Source organism: Psychrobacter cibarius, assembly GCF_904845955.1.
Classification (GTDB): domain Bacteria; phylum Pseudomonadota; class Gammaproteobacteria; order Pseudomonadales; family Moraxellaceae; genus Psychrobacter; species Psychrobacter cibarius_B.
Genome location: NZ_CAJGYX010000002.1, coordinates 449,189 through 465,052 on the forward strand (window position 1 = coordinate 449,189; position 15,864 = coordinate 465,052).

The 15,864-nt window shown below is 43.7% G+C and carries 11 protein-coding genes, 3 tRNA genes and 1 pseudogene; 10 read left to right on the forward strand and 5 right to left on the reverse strand.

The window, feature by feature from the left end; translation table 11 throughout:
- Positions 1-18: 18 nt before the first annotated feature.
- Both JMV76_RS05385 and JMV76_RS05390 read right to left on the reverse strand, forming a co-directional pair.
- Positions 19-1,458, reverse strand: coding sequence for a WS/DGAT/MGAT family O-acyltransferase (locus JMV76_RS05385; protein ID WP_201501903.1), 1,440 nt, complete (start codon positions 1,456-1,458; stop codon positions 19-21).
- A 113-nt stretch (positions 1,459-1,571) separates the two neighbouring features.
- Entirely contained in the window at positions 1,572-2,396 is an 825-nt protein-coding gene (locus JMV76_RS05390) for a thiazole synthase (RefSeq protein ID WP_201501904.1), read from the reverse strand.
- Between the two features lie 161 nt (positions 2,397-2,557).
- Between JMV76_RS05390 and gspE the strand changes: the two genes are divergently transcribed.
- Complete coding sequence (gene gspE, locus JMV76_RS05395; RefSeq protein WP_201501905.1) at positions 2,558-4,111, forward strand: type II secretion system ATPase GspE; 1,554 nt, start codon at positions 2,558-2,560, stop codon at positions 4,109-4,111.
- Positions 4,112-4,287: 176 nt separating this feature from the next.
- Here gspE and JMV76_RS05400 read toward each other — a convergent pair whose 3' ends face one another.
- From JMV76_RS05400 to JMV76_RS05410, 3 genes are all read right to left on the reverse strand, one after another.
- A complete protein-coding gene (locus JMV76_RS05400) occupies positions 4,288-4,776 on the reverse strand; it encodes a RidA family protein (protein WP_060490333.1) in 489 nt (162 codons plus the stop codon).
- A 64-nt stretch (positions 4,777-4,840) separates the two neighbouring features.
- Positions 4,841-5,593 (reverse strand): IS5 family transposase, encoded by a 753-nt coding sequence (locus JMV76_RS05405; RefSeq protein WP_045456533.1) that lies wholly within the window; start codon positions 5,591-5,593, stop codon positions 4,841-4,843.
- A gap of 160 nt (positions 5,594-5,753) precedes the next feature.
- Positions 5,754-6,455 (reverse strand): DUF4442 domain-containing protein, encoded by a 702-nt coding sequence (locus JMV76_RS05410; RefSeq protein ID WP_201501906.1) that lies wholly within the window; start codon positions 6,453-6,455, stop codon positions 5,754-5,756.
- Positions 6,456-6,801: 346 nt separating this feature from the next.
- Here JMV76_RS05410 and JMV76_RS05415 point away from each other — a divergent pair, with 346 nt between their 5' ends.
- The 9 genes and pseudogenes from JMV76_RS05415 (at position 6,802) to JMV76_RS05455 (ending at position 15,735) form a co-directional block, all read left to right on the forward strand.
- Positions 6,802-8,262, forward strand: coding sequence for an McrB family protein (locus JMV76_RS05415; RefSeq protein ID WP_201501907.1), 1,461 nt, complete (start codon positions 6,802-6,804; stop codon positions 8,260-8,262).
- 12 nt (positions 8,263-8,274) lie between these two features.
- Positions 8,275-9,870, forward strand: coding sequence for an McrC family protein (locus tag JMV76_RS05420; RefSeq protein WP_227690113.1), 1,596 nt, complete (start codon positions 8,275-8,277; stop codon positions 9,868-9,870).
- Positions 9,871-10,113: 243 nt separating this feature from the next.
- Positions 10,114-10,190: transfer RNA gene (locus JMV76_RS05425), tRNA-Pro, on the forward strand.
- 96 nt (positions 10,191-10,286) lie between these two features.
- A tRNA-Arg gene (locus JMV76_RS05430) sits at positions 10,287-10,363 on the forward strand.
- 39 nt (positions 10,364-10,402) lie between these two features.
- Positions 10,403-10,478: transfer RNA gene (locus JMV76_RS05435), tRNA-His, on the forward strand.
- Between the two features lie 517 nt (positions 10,479-10,995).
- Entirely contained in the window at positions 10,996-11,931 is a 936-nt protein-coding gene (locus JMV76_RS05440; protein ID WP_045452534.1) for an AraC family transcriptional regulator, read from the forward strand.
- A gap of 293 nt (positions 11,932-12,224) precedes the next feature.
- Positions 12,225-13,292 carry a hypothetical protein gene (locus JMV76_RS05445; RefSeq protein ID WP_201501908.1) on the forward strand — a complete coding sequence of 356 codons (1,068 nt, stop codon included), beginning with the start codon at positions 12,225-12,227 and terminating at the stop codon, positions 13,290-13,292.
- 81 nt (positions 13,293-13,373) lie between these two features.
- Positions 13,374-14,576: a type II secretion system inner membrane protein GspF gene (gspF, locus tag JMV76_RS05450; RefSeq protein WP_109591221.1), complete on the forward strand. Its 1,203-nt coding sequence runs from the start codon at positions 13,374-13,376 to the stop codon at positions 14,574-14,576.
- Positions 14,577-15,083: 507 nt separating this feature from the next.
- A pseudogene (locus JMV76_RS05455) lies at positions 15,084-15,735 on the forward strand (IS1595 family transposase).
- Positions 15,736-15,864 lie beyond the last annotated feature (129 nt).

Here is a 15,864-nt window from a genome sequence, read left to right on the forward strand (position 1 = left end):
ACTAAAAAGCTGGTTCCATTATGGAGCCAGCTTTTTAGTTTTACCATTACCTTTATAGCTACTTTTGTCTTCAACCGTAATGCCTTGGAACTTAAGCGCTTTACTGGTGGTTTCCAACAGTTGCAACTCTTCTTCAATAAGCGTCAGCATTTCTTGCACATGCGGCAGTGCTTTACTACAAGCCGTAATCCCAAATTCAATCTTATCTAGATAACTAGCAAGGGTGATATTCATTGCTTGACCATTGAAGACAATAGACGCAGGGTATAACGATTGTAAACGTGCACCATTCCAATATAGCGGTTTTTCAGAACCAGGTACATTAGAGATAATCAGGTTAAACGCCTGCTTTTTGGGAAATAGACTGGTTGCTAAGTTGATACCTTCCCAAGCATAGGCAAGCACGCTGTAGTTAATCACTTGGGCTTGATTCATGCGTCGAAAGCGGCGTTTGCCGTTATTCATACTGCGATGAATCAGTTTGATTCGGCTCAGAGGATCATCTAAATGCGTGCCCAAATTGGCCAGTACAAAGGATAATTGATTGCCTGCCACACTGTCATCCGTACGCAGCGACATCGGTACAAAAGCAATGAGCGGCTTGCTCGGCAGCGCATCCATGGAGATGAGATAACGACGAATGGCACCCGCACATACAGCTAGCACCACATCGTTTTTACTGATATTTAGTCGCTCAGCAATATCATTAAAACGCTGAATATCATAAGACTGCGCGGCTATACGCCGTGATGCTGAGATGCGTTTATTGAGCACACTCATCGGCGCATCAAAAGTACCGACATAACTGTCATCACCATAATTTTTCAAATTATCCAGCAGTTCGGTAAATACAGGTTTAATAGTAGATATTTGCTCTTTAATGATGCGTAATGCGGATCGTTCTTTGGGTAAAATCGCATCGACTTGATTGCGATGGCGTGCCATTAATGACCAAATCGGTAGCGTTACTGGCTCAGTGGGCGATTGTGATAATGATTTTTTGACAAGGCGCATGGCAGCAATGCCATCAACCAACGAATGGTGAATTTTGAAATATAGAGCAAAACGCTCAGGGTCGCCTTCGTTTTCTGGTTGAATACCTTCAATCACGTGACATTCCCACAATGGCATGGCACGATCCAAAAGCCGACCATGTTCTCTTGAAACATACATCAATAACTCGCGAACCCGTGCAGGCTTTGGTAAGGCAACATGATGCAGATGATGCTCAACATCAAAATGCTTGTCCTTTTTCCAAAAAGCCAAATGCTCAAGCACTTGGTTAAAAGGAAAGGTAGGCGACACATCAGAATCTTGCATTTGTTTGACCAATTGGCAAACAAAACCGCTACCCGCATTCTCTGGCAATTCGAATAGGAATAGACCTCCAACATGCATGGGCTGTTTACGCGACTCAAGAAGTAAAAACAACTGGTCGACTGCTGTGAGAAGCCGCATAATAAATCCTTTTATGACGATAAGTTGAGTAAAAGTTACTTCTTTTATTATTATTTTATAGCTGACTTTTTATTAAATACTATGAATTTAATAATGGTCATTAAGTTTAAAAACTATTGAAAAAAGTATCCTGTTTGCGGTGAGCTCGCAGTCGCCATTTTGCGCATTGGCATACGACCCGCCAAAAACGCCGCGCGCCCTGCCCAGATGGCATGCTTCATGGCATGGGCCATCATGATTGGGTTTTGCGCATTGGCAATCGCCGAATTCATCAGGACGCCATCACAGCCAAGCTCCATGGCCAGCGCTGCATCAGAGGCCGTGCCAACGCCTGCATCGACCAATACCGGTACTTTGGCATTCTCGATAATAAGACTGAGGGTGTGACGATTCAGCAAACCAAGACCTGAACCAATCAAGCTACCAAGTGGCATAATTGCCACACAGCCCATACTTTCTAATTCTTGAGCGACGATAGGGTCGTCTGAGGTATAAACCATCACCTCAAAGCCATCATCAATCAATACTTTGGCAGCTTTTAGCGTTTCCATCACATTCGGATAGAGGGTTTTTTCATCGCCCAATACTTCAAGCTTAACCAGATTATGCCCGCCTAACAGCTCGCGAGCAAGCTTACAGGTACGAATGGCAGTCTCGGCGTCAAAACAACCAGCAGTGTTGGGTAAGATGGTATATTTATCGGGGGAAATCACATCAAGTAGATTGGGTTCATTGCTTTTTTGGCCAATATTGGTACGACGAATAGCAACGGTGACAATCTCTGCTGCCGACGCGCCAATGGCGGCGCCCGTTTCAGTCATATCCTTATACTTGCCCGTACCGACCAACAGGCGAGAAGAAAAAGTACGACTCCCGACCGTAAAAGTGTCTTGTGAAAGGGGCGTCGGATGAGTAGCAGTGCTTGTGTTCTCTGACATAACTGAAAATCCTAATGGCGAGTAAAACAAAATGCTATTATAACAAAATCATGCAATCTTACTTGCAGTCTTTTTTGGTTTAGCCAGTTAAGCATAATACGTTTGCCACGCTTTGACACGAGTTTCTTTCTGAGTTTATCTTTATCTATCAGGTCGCTTTTATGATGCAACTGCCGTACAGTTTTGCGAAACGCCATCAAATTTTGGTCATACTTGCCATTGACCCTGAGCTGCCAGCGACTTTGGTGCTGACCAAAGCCACGCCATTATCAGCGATTAATGAGGCAGTGCGATTTTTACAGCAGCAAGGGGTACGCGGCGTGCCCACTTATGAAAGCATCAGCGCCGATGACTTTGAAAAGCGCATGAACGCCGCTTATGCAGGCAATACTGGTGAGTCGCAACATATTGCCGCTGGGCTCGAAGACCATCCTGATCTTGATAGTTTGGCAGACAGTGTCCCTGAAACTGAAGATCTGATGGATCAACAAGATGATGCACCTATCATTCGTCTCATCAATGCGTTGTTGTCCGAAGCGATACGTTTAAACGCCTCAGACATCCATATTGAAACCTTTGAAAAACGCTTAGTGGTTCGCTTTCGCGTCGACGGTGAGCTCAAAGAAATCATTACGCCAAAACGCCAATTAGCGCCATTATTGGTATCGCGTATTAAGGTCATGGCCAAGCTCGATATCGCCGAAAAGCGTGTGCCACAAGATGGACGTATCAGCTTACGGCTGGCAGGGCGTGAGGTTGATGTGCGGGTATCGACATTGCCATCGAGCTTTGGTGAACGCGTGGTCATGCGTCTATTAGATAAGCAAGCAGGTCGCTTGAATATGACGTATTTAGGGCTGTCTGATAATGATTATAGCGAGCTAAAACGCTTGATCCATCGCCCACACGGCATTATTTTGGTGACAGGGCCGACAGGTTCAGGGAAAACCACGACGCTATATTCAGCACTGACCGATCTCAATGACCAAACCCGCAATATCTTGACCGCTGAAGATCCGATTGAGTTTCAGCTCGATGGCATTGGGCAAACGCAGGTTAATAATAAAGTCGATATGACTTTTGCCAAAAGTTTACGTGCGATGTTACGCCAAGATCCGGACGTGGTCATGGTTGGTGAGATTCGCGATTTAGAAACGGCAGAGATTGCCGTACAAGCGTCGCTTACTGGACATTTGGTGTTATCAACTTTACACACCAACACCGCCATTGGTGCCGTCACGCGTCTGCAAGATATGGGTGTTGAGCCATTCTTATTATCGTCATCGCTGATTGGTGTCGTCGCCCAGCGCTTGGTGCGTACGTTATGCCCGCATTGTCATGGTTGGCAGGCTGCTGATAGTGAGCAAGCCAAATTATTTACTGAAATTGGTATTGTGCCAGTCTCAGAGAATGGTGCTGACGCTTTAACAACTACACCTATCAATCTACCCAGACCAGTTGGCTGCGACAAATGCAATCAATCAGGGTTTAAAGGACGGACGGCGATATATGAAGTGGTGCCCGTTGATGATACCTTGCGCCGTATGATTCATAGTAATACCGCCGAGTATGAGCTAGAGGAGTACGCACGTCAGCAGACACCATCGATTCGTGCGGATGGGTTGCATAAAGTCATTGCAGGTCGTACGACGTTAGAGGAAGTGCTACGAGTGACGAAAGAGAGTGCCTTAGCTGATGACACGATACTTGTATAAAATACTTAAGGTGTGTTGGTGATTATTTAATCTACCTCAGCCAAAGGGTTTGTATAGCAGATAAAAGATAACTGGCTATGGTAGCCAGTTATTTGATGGTCATTCTTTACTGCTTTGAATACTTTAGTGTTTTGAATACTTCAATGCTTTGAATAGTCTAACGTGTGACATCGCTATTATTTTGCAGCGATACATTCAACTTCAACGCTGGCACCTGCCGCCAATTCAGCGACGCCAAAGGCTGAACGTACCGGATAAGGTTTGGCCAATTCCGCTTTATAGACTTTATTAAAATCGTCAAAGTCATCCATGTCTGTCAGCATCGCCATACATTTGACGATGTCTGATTTTTGATAGCCGTATTTTAACAAGGTTTCATTGATATTATCCAATGCTTGCTTGGCTTCGGCTTTGACACCACCTTTGACCAATTTGCCATCTTTAAAACCAATTTGTCCAGACATGTATAGCGTATCGCCCACCCGTACTGCCTCTGAAAAAGGATAATTACCGCCATCACCAAGAAACACAGGGCTAGATTTAGTCACACTTGCGGTATTTGCCATTGGCGCCGCATTCGCTGTCATAGCAAGGCCTAGTGAGCACGCGCCCACGAGCAACGCCTTAGTTAAATGGGCAGTCAATTTATGGGTAATCTTGGACATCGCTGTCTCCTTATTATACGTTTTTTTCACAATTTTTTTAAATTCACTAGGGCGTGTTGAACATTCATAATTTCAACCAAAGATAAGCACAAGCCAAAGCCACAGTGTTTTCATAACTTTGTTTGAGCTTATCAAATCTGGTTGCAACTGCTCTGTAATTTTTTAGCTTAGCGAAAGCGTTTTCTACTAAGTGGCGAGCTTTGTACAAGTGCCAGTCCATATGATCGTTAGAGGACCTTGTATTTCTTTTCCGAGGGATGTTATTGAAGCAGCCCACTTGTTTAATATGAGCACGTAGCGCATCAGAATCATAGCCCTTATCAGCACATACAGTCACTGTTGCGCTCAAATCTATGTTATCAATTAAGTCTGGAGCCACTTTCACATCATGAGTAGTACCATCTGACAAGAGAAAATTGATGGGATTGCCATGTGCATCAACTGCTAAGTGAATCTTAGTGGCACGTCCTGCCACACTTTTACTAATACCTTGAAGATTCTCATGACCGCCACTGCTATGCTGATGCGCTTTAATATGAGTACCATCAATAAAGACCCATTCAAGGTCTGAATCTTTGATTAACAAAGAAAATAGCGCAATCAACTTATTACTGCGAAACCAGCGTCGATAAGCTTTGTAGACGGTGTTGGGCTTACCAAAATAATCGGGTAAGTCACGCCAAGGGCAACCAACGCGCATCCGATAAAGAATACCTTCAACGGTACATCGAAGATTTCCTTTGTCATAGATATTCAGTTTTAGTAAGATAGGTCTTAGTTTGGTCCAGTGTTCATCTTTGAGCATTGTGCGAGGCATAGCGAACGAGATCTTTTGGTGTGAGAACTTAAAGATTAACCGTTCGCTATTTTTTTTGCCATAATTTACTCTCAATGTTCAACACGCCCTATACAAGTTTAACAAACATAATGTCTCATCACACTAGATGACACATTATGTCTTACTTATGCTTAACCAGTTATTGGTCGTTTTGCTCAGCTTCGACTTCTGTTTTAGATTCAGTGTCAGCTCCTAGCGGCTTTTCGCTACTTTTGCCTTGACGGCGGGCTTCTAATTCAGACTTAGGAATCCAAGCCCATGTCATCTCAACCACGATAGGGTCACGATCACTGTCAGACTCACGGTCATGAATGACGCACGGAATCACCATTTCACCTTTTGGCGTATTTAGGATATCTAAGCGCTGTTCATCCGATAAAGATGCCACTGCTGCAATTTGGCCTTTTTTAATCGGGCGATAAAAATTAACCGAGTATGATTTAATCAATAGTACGCGGTCAGAGGGTAGGTTTAAACCCAAAATAAAACCAGTCGCTGTTTCGGCAAGTAAGGTAATAGCGACCGCATGAATAGAGCCAATATGATTTTGCACTGCTTTGGTGTTGTTTAAGCTCACGACGACTTGGTTGGGTTCGACCGTTTCATAATAGACGCCCGTTGTGCCCACATATGGCACCACTTTACCAAAGGCTTTGGATAAAATGCTCGAGCGTGCGCTGGCAGGCAAGTATTTGGTAACAGATAACAGTTTGGTGAATTGATTGCTGATGGGCTTGAGCGTGCTGTCGGGTTTTTCGACGGGCGATCTTGTGCTGTCAGAGGTTTTGGCTGGCAATTTATTGGTTAGCTTGCTAGGGAGTTTTTTTAATAATCCTGACATACAAAATTCCTTAATGTAGATAGATTAAATGACGCTTTGAGTGTTATATATTTCATCATAGCAGCTGATAGGATGCCTATTGTGCAAGCTGCCATGCTTACTATGGTACATTAACCGCCGTCTGCCTACTATTATTAGCATGAACTGCTGCGCTTATAAAATAGGGCTAACGTCATGATACCCTAGATGCTAGGAATACTATCGCTCAATGCAATATCGTATCACTCAGATGCTTTCATAAACAGTGCTGCTGGATGCCGTAAAGACAGCCACGCTATAATGATGACATTTTAGTGTACCTCATTGATCATTTTTCTTATTTCCTTTTTCTATGCTGGATGAAGCTATGCCTGACACGTCAATTCATGCGCCGACCAATATTATTTATACAGGCGTTGCTGGTACGGGGAAAACCTATCGACTGTTACAAATTGCTAAGCGATATACCGACTATCTGCCGAGAGCCGATGAGGCAGATTTGTTTGGGCAGCTATTGCAAGCGCTTAGCTGGCGTGAAATCGTATGCTTGGTACTTTTGGATTTTCAATCTAAACACCAAGACTTGGTAAAAGTGCCTGAAATCGTCAATCATGCGTTCTTTGTCGCGAAAGCGGCGCAGAATGCCCGCGAAAAAAACTTAAGCAATACGGCTTGGTCTGTCCTCCAAATGCATAGCCCTACCAATTCAAAAACTGTGACTTATAAAAACCGTGCCAGCCAAGCCTATTTTGATAAAGATGAGGGCGGTGCGTGGTATTTGCTGCCAGAAAGCTTTGAGTTATTAACAGAGCTATCGCAGCAACTTGCCGAATTTCAGCAAGCGCAGCGTGATAACAGTGTCAACCAAAGCCAAGCAAACCCAAATCAAGGTTTTAGCCAGCAGCGTTTTACCATGGTCAGCTTCCATCAAGCGTATGGCTATGAAGAGTTTGTCGAAGGCATTCGTCCTGTCATGGCAGCGTCTAATCATACAACAAGTAGCTTATCTCAAATGAATTACGCCATTCAAGATGGTGCATTTTTAAAACTGTGTCAAAGGGCAGCAAATGATCCAGAGCAGCGTTATGCCATCTTAATTGATGAGATCAATCGCGCCAACATGTCACGAGTATTTGGCGAGCTACTCAGTCTAATTGAGCCAGACAAACGGGCTGGCATGGCAAACGCGATGGCCGTTCATTTGGCCTATTCTGGACGGGTTTTTAGCGTCCCTGCTAACATCGATATTTATGCCACGATGAACATCCAAGATCACTCGTTAGCACCACTTGATATGGCATTACGTCGGCGCTTTCGTTTTATAGACTGTCCTCCGCAGCCCAAGTTATTACCGATGATTCATGTACACCGAAACTCAGAAACTGACAGTCCAGCAGCAACGATAGATTTGGCAAAGCTCTTAGCTGGTTTGAATGATCGCATCACGCAAACATTGGGAATGGAAGCGCAATTGGGTCATGCTTTTTTATGGTCAGTGACGGATCTTGGACAATTGCAAGCGGCGTTGGTTGAACAAATTATTCCGCAGTTAATGCAAGCGACGGGTGGGCAAGAGGGTACTTTGCAATATATCTTTAGAGACGAGCAGCAGCCACTGCGAGCGCAGTTTATTCATGATAGTCATGTATCCATCAATGACAGTGTGAATGATCAAGTGAATGCTAATAGTCAAAATCCGCTGTTTACTGGTCAAAACGCATTTTTCGGTCAGTCTATGCGCACATCTGGCTATAAGATAAATGCCGACCTCATCGCAAGGGTAGGCGATTTTGCCAAACCTACTGTCTATCAACGTTTATATCCATAAAGGTGCTCAGCGTTGATAGATAATAGTTTTAGTCATAAAGTCATAGCCAATAATATTGACAGTGCTAACGTTAATGCGTTTGATGTAAATACCATCACTGTGTTTGAACACCAGCGTTTGACAGCGCATGACTTCTTACAGGTATCTGATTTCCATTGGTTGATGGCGCAAGAGTTTGCGGTATTTAGCATTAAGCGCAGACAGGGACAATGGCAGTTAAAAGTCGGACATTATATAGGGGTTATTTTACTGCCTAGCGGCATGACGCTTGAGATTTTACCTAAACTTGCGGCAAAAACTTCTAGCGATCAAGTCGCGCAGCAATCATACCTTTCACAGAATACCAGTCATCGCCATGCCAGTCATCGCCCCGATATCAGGCAAACTCGCCAATGGGTGCAGAGCATGCTATCGGATTTGACCAATAGCAGTCATGCCAAAAACAAGCTACCCAATACAAAAAATCTAGGTCAATTTAGCAGCCAACTGTCGCCGTTATCGATAGCTGTACTGCCATTGTCAGATTGGCTTATCACGCAGTTTTTGCAGCGGCTGGTACATTATCGACCAAGCAAACACTATCAGACGCAGGTCGATAATCAAGCATCGCTACAAGGTCGACTGCTCATCAAAGAACAATTGCGCCATAACAGCATGCAGCCGCATAAGTTTGTCTGTGAGAGCAGTATACTGAGCGAAGACATGCTAGGTAATCGGCTGATTAAGAGTACGTTGATTTTGCTGACGCCTTTATTTTTTCAATCAACGCTATCGAAAGCAGATGCGCCTAAATTTTTGCAGGCTTGGCAGCGAGTAGCGGCGTTGAGTTATCAAGAGTTGACCCAGTTAGAGTCGATATACAAGCAAGCCAAGCGTCAGTTAGCCGCTCAACCGCTTCGAGCACCGCAATTACAAGCTGCTCAGCAGTTGTTAGATATGGCTTATTGGTTACTAAGGCAGTCCAATGTGGCAACAGGTAATGGTATTGCGCCAAATAAACCATTCAAGCAAAATCTGTCCTCTCCGCGTTTATGCTTGCTGATTGATATGAATCAAGCCTTTGAACAATGGGTAAGTATGCGCATTGCCTCGATGTTTCAGCAAGTGAGTCAACAATATCAGCCGTTATATCAAACGCAAAGTATCTGGCTAACCGATGCAGAAGGGCGCGCATGTCTGTCTATACGACCTGATTTGCTCATATATAAAACTGATGCTGATGATAATTGTCAAAATCAGAGTAGCACTGCGGTTATTGAAGCTAGAGAAAAAGGTCACTATAGCCATGTCATCGATATTAAATGGAAACATTTATCGCAGACAGCCAGCATGAGTGCCAGCGATGCTTATCAATTGATGAGTTACGCTCAGGCCTATCAAGCAGGGCAGGTGTGGCTGGTTTACCCAGTACAAGATAATGAGCGGTTGCCAGTTGCGCTCAGCCAACAAGTGCATGATTATAAAAAGACTGATGGTGCTAACAACCATGATAAGAGGCATAATATTGCTGGTGAAAAAGTGAGTCCTGCGCCATTGTGGCTCGTACCATTCAATGTTCTGACTGGTACGATAAACGGCAGCTTGCTTCCTGATTGGAATAGAGTATAATGAGCGCTGTCGATGAGTAAGTAGCACTTAGCATCGTGGAGAAAAGGATTTGTCATAGTGGTTTTTATGATAAATGAGCGTTTTTTAAGTAATTTAGCAGTTTTTTTAAATTAATTAAAAATAGGTGTTGACACCATCGGCTTTTCCCCTTAATATGTGCACCTCGATAGCAAGGAACGTTAACAAGTTAGTGGCATTGCCAACAACGAGTTAATCAACAAACTATCGTGATAATAGAAATTTCGGAGTGTGGCGCAGTTTGGTAGCGCATCTGGTTTGGGACCAGAGGGTCGTAGGTTCGAATCCTATCACTCCGACCATCTATTTTTAAGAGCCTTACAGGCTTTTTTTTATGTATAATGGTTTAGTTTCTGATATATTTAAAACTTGCTTTAGTATATAAAAGTCCTCTAAGAGCGCCTGTAGCTCAGCTGGATAGAGCATCTCCCTTCTAAGGAGGTGGCCGCAGGTTCGAATCCTGCCAGGCGCACCATTTAGCCTGCAAATCTTGCCTCATCAGGCAATAGTTATGGCGGTTGTAGCTCAGTTGGTAGAGCCCCGGGTTGTGATCTCGGTTGTCGTGGGTTCGAGTCCCATCAGTCGCCCCATATTTTATTCTGCATTATCCTCTTCCTGTTCTACCTCATTATAAAAACCTTATTCTAAATAATAATACTTGCCATGTTTGGCTTTTTTTTGTGTCTGTATGATTGGTTTTAACCTATCTTACCCCCTGCGATTAAAATTTATAGACTCATCAGCCCTTTGATTGTCTATTGGTTTACTGGCCTTTTGTCTTATTTATTCTTATTATAGGTTCTCTTTTTAGACGCTCGCTATCTCTGTACGTGCCTTAAACCTGCTTTGTTATTCTTTAACCGCCTTTATATAGAATAACAAAGGCAACGCTTTTAGTGATGCATCATGATAAGGTCTTAAAGCCCGTTGTTATATTAGGTCATCCATTAAGAAGTGATCCATTGAAGATGATGCAGGTGTTCAGAAAACCAAAGGTCAGTTAAAAAATATATTGAATAGATTAAGTAAGCCTAAGACCGTAGTAGGGATGTGAGTGCTTGTCTGAGATGCGCTGCTATGGATCTTATATTATTGAGGAAGTGATTGATGGACGCATTGAGCGTATTGCTACAAAACGTGCATTTGTTTGAAACCAAGTATTATCGTTTGAATGGGACTGGTAATTGGTCTTATTCCATCACTAGACAAGATACGATTTTGTTTTATTTAGTGATGTCTGGGAGCTTTTGCATCGATGTCGGCAATGGTTTGCGACAGGCGCACGCAGGCGATATGATTATGATTCCCAGTGCCCATAAGCATGTGAGCTATGCCTTAGATCATAATGGTGACGATGCGCTACCGCTAGATGAGTTGCTGACTCATTGTAAGGAAAACACCCTTGATATCGATGGCAACGGTGATCCTAACTCGTCTTTGATATTGATTGAATGCAAGTATGACAAAGAAATGATACGTCCTTTGCTGTCTGTGCTGCCTGCGATTTTGCCTGAAATCAACGATGAGTCTGACGGTAGATTTGAGGTCATTGATGTCGAGATTAAGCTGCTGACCTTAGAAGCCGAGCGTGAGCGCATGGGCAAGACCGCGATCATCAATCATTGGGCAAGTATTATGATGATTGAATGTTTGCGGGTTTATATTGAAAGTTTGCCTGAGGCCACGGAAAACTGGCTAAAAGCCATGAAAGACCCGTTTTTGACCAAGGCGTTAGCAGCGATGCATCAAGCTCCCAATCAAAACTGGACCATTCATAAACTGGCTGAAGTCGCAGGAATGTCACGCTCAAGCTTTGCGCAGCGCTTTAAAGATACAGTTGGTATGCCGCCGCTGACCTATCTCATTGATTATCGCTTGCGCTTGGCGGCCCGTTATCTACGCTTGCAGCAAAACAGTATTGGCCGTATCAGTGAGTTGGTTGGCTATGCGTCAGACTCGACCTTTAGTCAAGCATTCAAGCGCGTTTATGGGGTATCACCAAAAGCCTATCGCCAACAATATCAACAAGAAAACATCGCATAACGTATCGTTAATACACTATAAAAGCGTTAAGGTTGCCATTAGGCCCTTAACGCTTTTTTGTTTTCTCATGGTGAAGTATGAGACTTTTATGGAGATATTTCGTCTATGGTCGACAGGTGCCGACACGGAGTATTTTTTGACGATGGACAGCTGACAATGTGCTTGTGTTCAGGTACTATGGAATAATGAGTCATCTAGGCGCAAACGCTTGTTTTTAGCGTAAGATATGTCACTGTATGGTGGTCAGATCGTTTGTTCTAAATGATATTTATTTTTGCTGCTGATGGTATGTTATGACTGAACCGACCGCAAAGCCACGCGCAGGAGCCAATAGCCAACAAGGCTCAGCTGTGTCCGCTAAAAAACAAAGCGATATGAATCCAAGCAACGTCAAGCGTGGTCGAAAAGACAAGGCGGGTGCGACACTTGACAAAGCCATGTTATTGGCACTGTTTACGCTGCCAGATATTGAAGAGGCAGTTGTTGAAGAGACAGTCGTTAAAGAGGTCGTTAAAGCCGCCGCTGATGAGTTGTCTAATACCCCTAGCAGGGTGCAACAGCCTGCTGCTAGCGAGATGAATATTGCCGAGCAGCGTGTGGCACTGTATCGTACCCAGCATGAGCGTACGCGATTATTATATATGGCATCCGCTGCCACGCGACCTACTTATTTGGTACAAACGCTCAAATCACAATTTGCAGAACATCAGCAATACTTGTTGGCACAGCAGCTTGATAAACGCGGCTTGATGGATACCGATGGATTAGAGCGTCTTTGGCAGCAGCTGCATGTGGTCGATGACATCATCGCTGATATTGTCCGTCATATGCCAGCTCAGCAGCCAGCAGGTTGGCAACTGACCACTCAGGATGGCCGAAATCCGCTATGCTTTGCCACCGTTGGCAAATTAAAGAACAGTAAGCCTATTCGTGATCAAGGCAGTCTAAATAGCTATGTGCTTGGGCACTTCGGCGTGAGTAGTTTTACCTATGACCGCGGCTATTATATTGGCCATGTCGTTGGCTACTTATTCAGCTGTTATTTTTGTGCCCATCTATCTATTAGCTATGGTGTTACGGCACTTGGTTCGCAGGTTATAGCTGATTACGATTATGCCAGTCTTGAGACGCCATACATGGTTAGACTGCTACAAGGGCTGGATGGCTACTGTAAAAAACGTATTTATCAGTTGGCAGTTATCTGTGCACGATTGAGTGTTTTTGCCAGTGACAAGCGTATCGAGAGAATGCTCATTGCTGAGGTCAACGACTTCGATAAAAAACTGCAGCAGCAGCACTTAGATGTTTTGTTATTGCAAGGTTTGATGCCAGACAGTAGCGATTCCACGCCGCTTTTTTAAGCCATTAAATCTCGATAGACCGCCTTTATAAGTCCTTGTTTATTACCTTTTATTGTTGACCACTTTAGGATATTCGCTGCTATGCCCGCTTATCATTATAAAGCGTTAGATGACCATGGCAGTGTGCAAAAAGGCTTGCTCGAAGGTGATTCTGCGCGACAAGTTCGCCAGCAGCTGCGTGATAAACAATGGACGCCCGTTGAAGTCAGTGCTGTCAATGACAGACAAAACCAGAATAAAAACCGCTATAAAAAACCGTCTGCTTACGAGTTGGCATTGCTGACTCGTCAATTATCGGTATTATTGGCAGCGGGTATTCCGTTAGAGGAAACGCTTGCCGCCGTCGCCAAACAATCACCAAAAACCCATATTAAATCTCTCATGCTTGCCGTGCGCTCGCATGTATTAGAGGGTTTGAGCTTGGCGCGAGCATTGCAGCAAGCCGCCAGTTTTCCACCACTATATATCGCGACCATTGCGGCAGGAGAAAAGTCAGGTCACTTGGATTTAATCTTGAACCAGTTGGCAGATTACACCGAAAACCGCTTTGCATTGCAAAAGAAAATCCAAGGCGCGATGGTTTATCCGATTGTGCTGATGGTGATGGCAGTCGGCGTGATTATGGGCTTGATGAGTTTTGTGGTGCCCAAAATTGTCAAAGTGTTTGAGCAATCTGAGCAAGCGCTACCGCTCATTACCCAAATTGTTCTTAGCCTATCTAACCTCATTACGCAGTGGTGGTGGCTGATGCTGCTAGTATTGGCCGGAACGGCGTTTTTGTTTTATCGTTTCGCGCAGACGCAAGCGGGTAAGTTAGCGATAGACAGCATCGTGCTAAGATTACCGATATTGGCGCGGTTATCAAAAGGGCTGAATGCAGCACGTTTTGCCAGTACATTGGCGATATTGGTACGCTCAGGGGTGCCGTTGATTGAGGCACTGCATATTGGTGCGGCGGTGACGACCAATTTGCATATTCAAAAAACCATCATCACTGCGGCTGATAGGGTGACGGAAGGCTCAAGCTTATCGAGTCAATTAGAAAAGTCCAGTTACTTTCCGCCGATGATGGTGCAAATGATTAAAAGTGGCGAAAACTCAGGCGAGCTCGAAAATATGCTCAGCCGCGCCGCCAATATGCAGGAAGCGGAAGCCACTAACTTTATCAGTACCCTATTATCGCTACTTGAGCCGTTGATGCTAGTGCTGATGGGCGTGGTAGTCATGATTATAGTGATGGCAGTGATGCTGCCGATTGTCAATATGAATGATCTAGCAGGATAATGAGCAATCAAATCTTCTGAGCTTGTGTGCCTCCCCCTCACATTTCTATTGTAGCCATCTTACTAAATATTACGCTAGCTTTCTTAAGATTTGCTTACTGTTGTAGATTGTTGACTGAGTCACGTTTTTATTAGGGTAAAGCCAGCCATCAAGCTATAGTAAGCGTCAGTCAAAAGTTATCCTTATAAATATCACTCGTTATGCTGTGGTTCAGTATTGATGCTTATAAAAGTCAAGGTTCATAACAATATACTTGCGGTGCTAGGGTGTGTCCTCATTTTAAAAATGGTGACAAAAATGAGATAAATTGCCGTCAAACAAGGAAAGTAGCTTATTAATATCTCTATATTAATAAGCTATTTGACGATGTTTGGCAAAATTCAGCTATTTTTAGCCCATTTATAAAGTAAACGATTGAATTGAGGACACGCTCTAGATAACAATAAAAGGGGCTGTCCTAAAAGGGGATGTCCTAGACTTTTATAAGAAATAATCTAGGATAGTCATATGAGAAAGAGCAGATTAAGTTGGTACAAACAAACCAGACTCATTGAACTATTTATTGCCGATTCTACCGCAAGAACAGCATCAAGCTTAGTGGGTGTTAATAAAACAACAGCTAGCTATTACTTTCACAGGCTAAGACTATTGATTTATGAAAATAGTCAGGAACCTGGCCTTCTAGAAGGCGAAATAGAAGTTGATGAGAGCTACTTTGGCGGCAGGCGCAAAGGCAAACGTGGTCGCGGTGCTGGTAACAAAGTGCCTGTGTTTGGACTGCTTAAGCGTAATGCTAGCATCTACGCTTGTATTATCCCTAATACCAGAGCCGATACCTTAATCCCTATATATAAGAGAGAAAGTAGAGCCTGATAGTATTGTTTACACTGACTCCTTTAGAAGTTACAACGCACTTGATATCAGTGAGTTCACCCATTACCGTATCAATCATTCAAAAGAGTTTGCACAAGACAGAAACCATATCAACGGAATAGAGAACTTTTGGAGCCAAGCCAAGCGACATATGCGTAAATATAATGGCATCCCAAAAGAGCATTTCCATCTGTTTTTGAAGGAATGTGAGTGGCGTTTTAACTACAGCGAACTAAAACGTCAATTACACCAGCTAAAACAATGGGTTAAACAGGAACTGAACTAGTTATCTAGGACAGCCCCAAATAAAATCATGGTTTATAGTGATAATCGTTTCAGTGCTCATTAATACGCCGATCATTAATGTTACTTGAACGCCACTTTTCCTATTTACATCACCTTGATGCCAAAAGCG

Bases quoted from the DNA above. Each gene is read 5' to 3' on its own strand.
- JMV76_RS05385 (WP_201501903.1), bottom strand. From the start codon at position 1,458: ATGCGGCTTCTCACAGCAGTCGACCAGTTGTTTTTACTTCTTGAGTCG.
- JMV76_RS05390 (WP_201501904.1), bottom strand. From the start codon at position 2,396: ATGTCAGAGAACACAAGCACTGCTACTCATCCGACGCCCCTTTCACAA.
- gspE (WP_201501905.1), top strand. From the start codon at position 2,558: ATGATGCAACTGCCGTACAGTTTTGCGAAACGCCATCAAATTTTGGTC.
- JMV76_RS05400 (WP_060490333.1), bottom strand. From the start codon at position 4,776: ATGTCCAAGATTACCCATAAATTGACTGCCCATTTAACTAAGGCGTTG.
- JMV76_RS05405 (WP_045456533.1), bottom strand. From the start codon at position 5,593: ATGCCTCGCACAATGCTCAAAGATGAACACTGGACCAAACTAAGACCT.
- JMV76_RS05410 (WP_201501906.1), bottom strand. From the start codon at position 6,455: ATGTCAGGATTATTAAAAAAACTCCCTAGCAAGCTAACCAATAAATTG.
- JMV76_RS05415 (WP_201501907.1), top strand. From the start codon at position 6,802: ATGCCTGACACGTCAATTCATGCGCCGACCAATATTATTTATACAGGC.
- JMV76_RS05440 (WP_045452534.1), top strand. From the start codon at position 10,996: ATGGACGCATTGAGCGTATTGCTACAAAACGTGCATTTGTTTGAAACC.
- JMV76_RS05445 (WP_201501908.1), top strand. From the start codon at position 12,225: ATGACTGAACCGACCGCAAAGCCACGCGCAGGAGCCAATAGCCAACAA.
- gspF (WP_109591221.1), top strand. From the start codon at position 13,374: ATGCCCGCTTATCATTATAAAGCGTTAGATGACCATGGCAGTGTGCAA.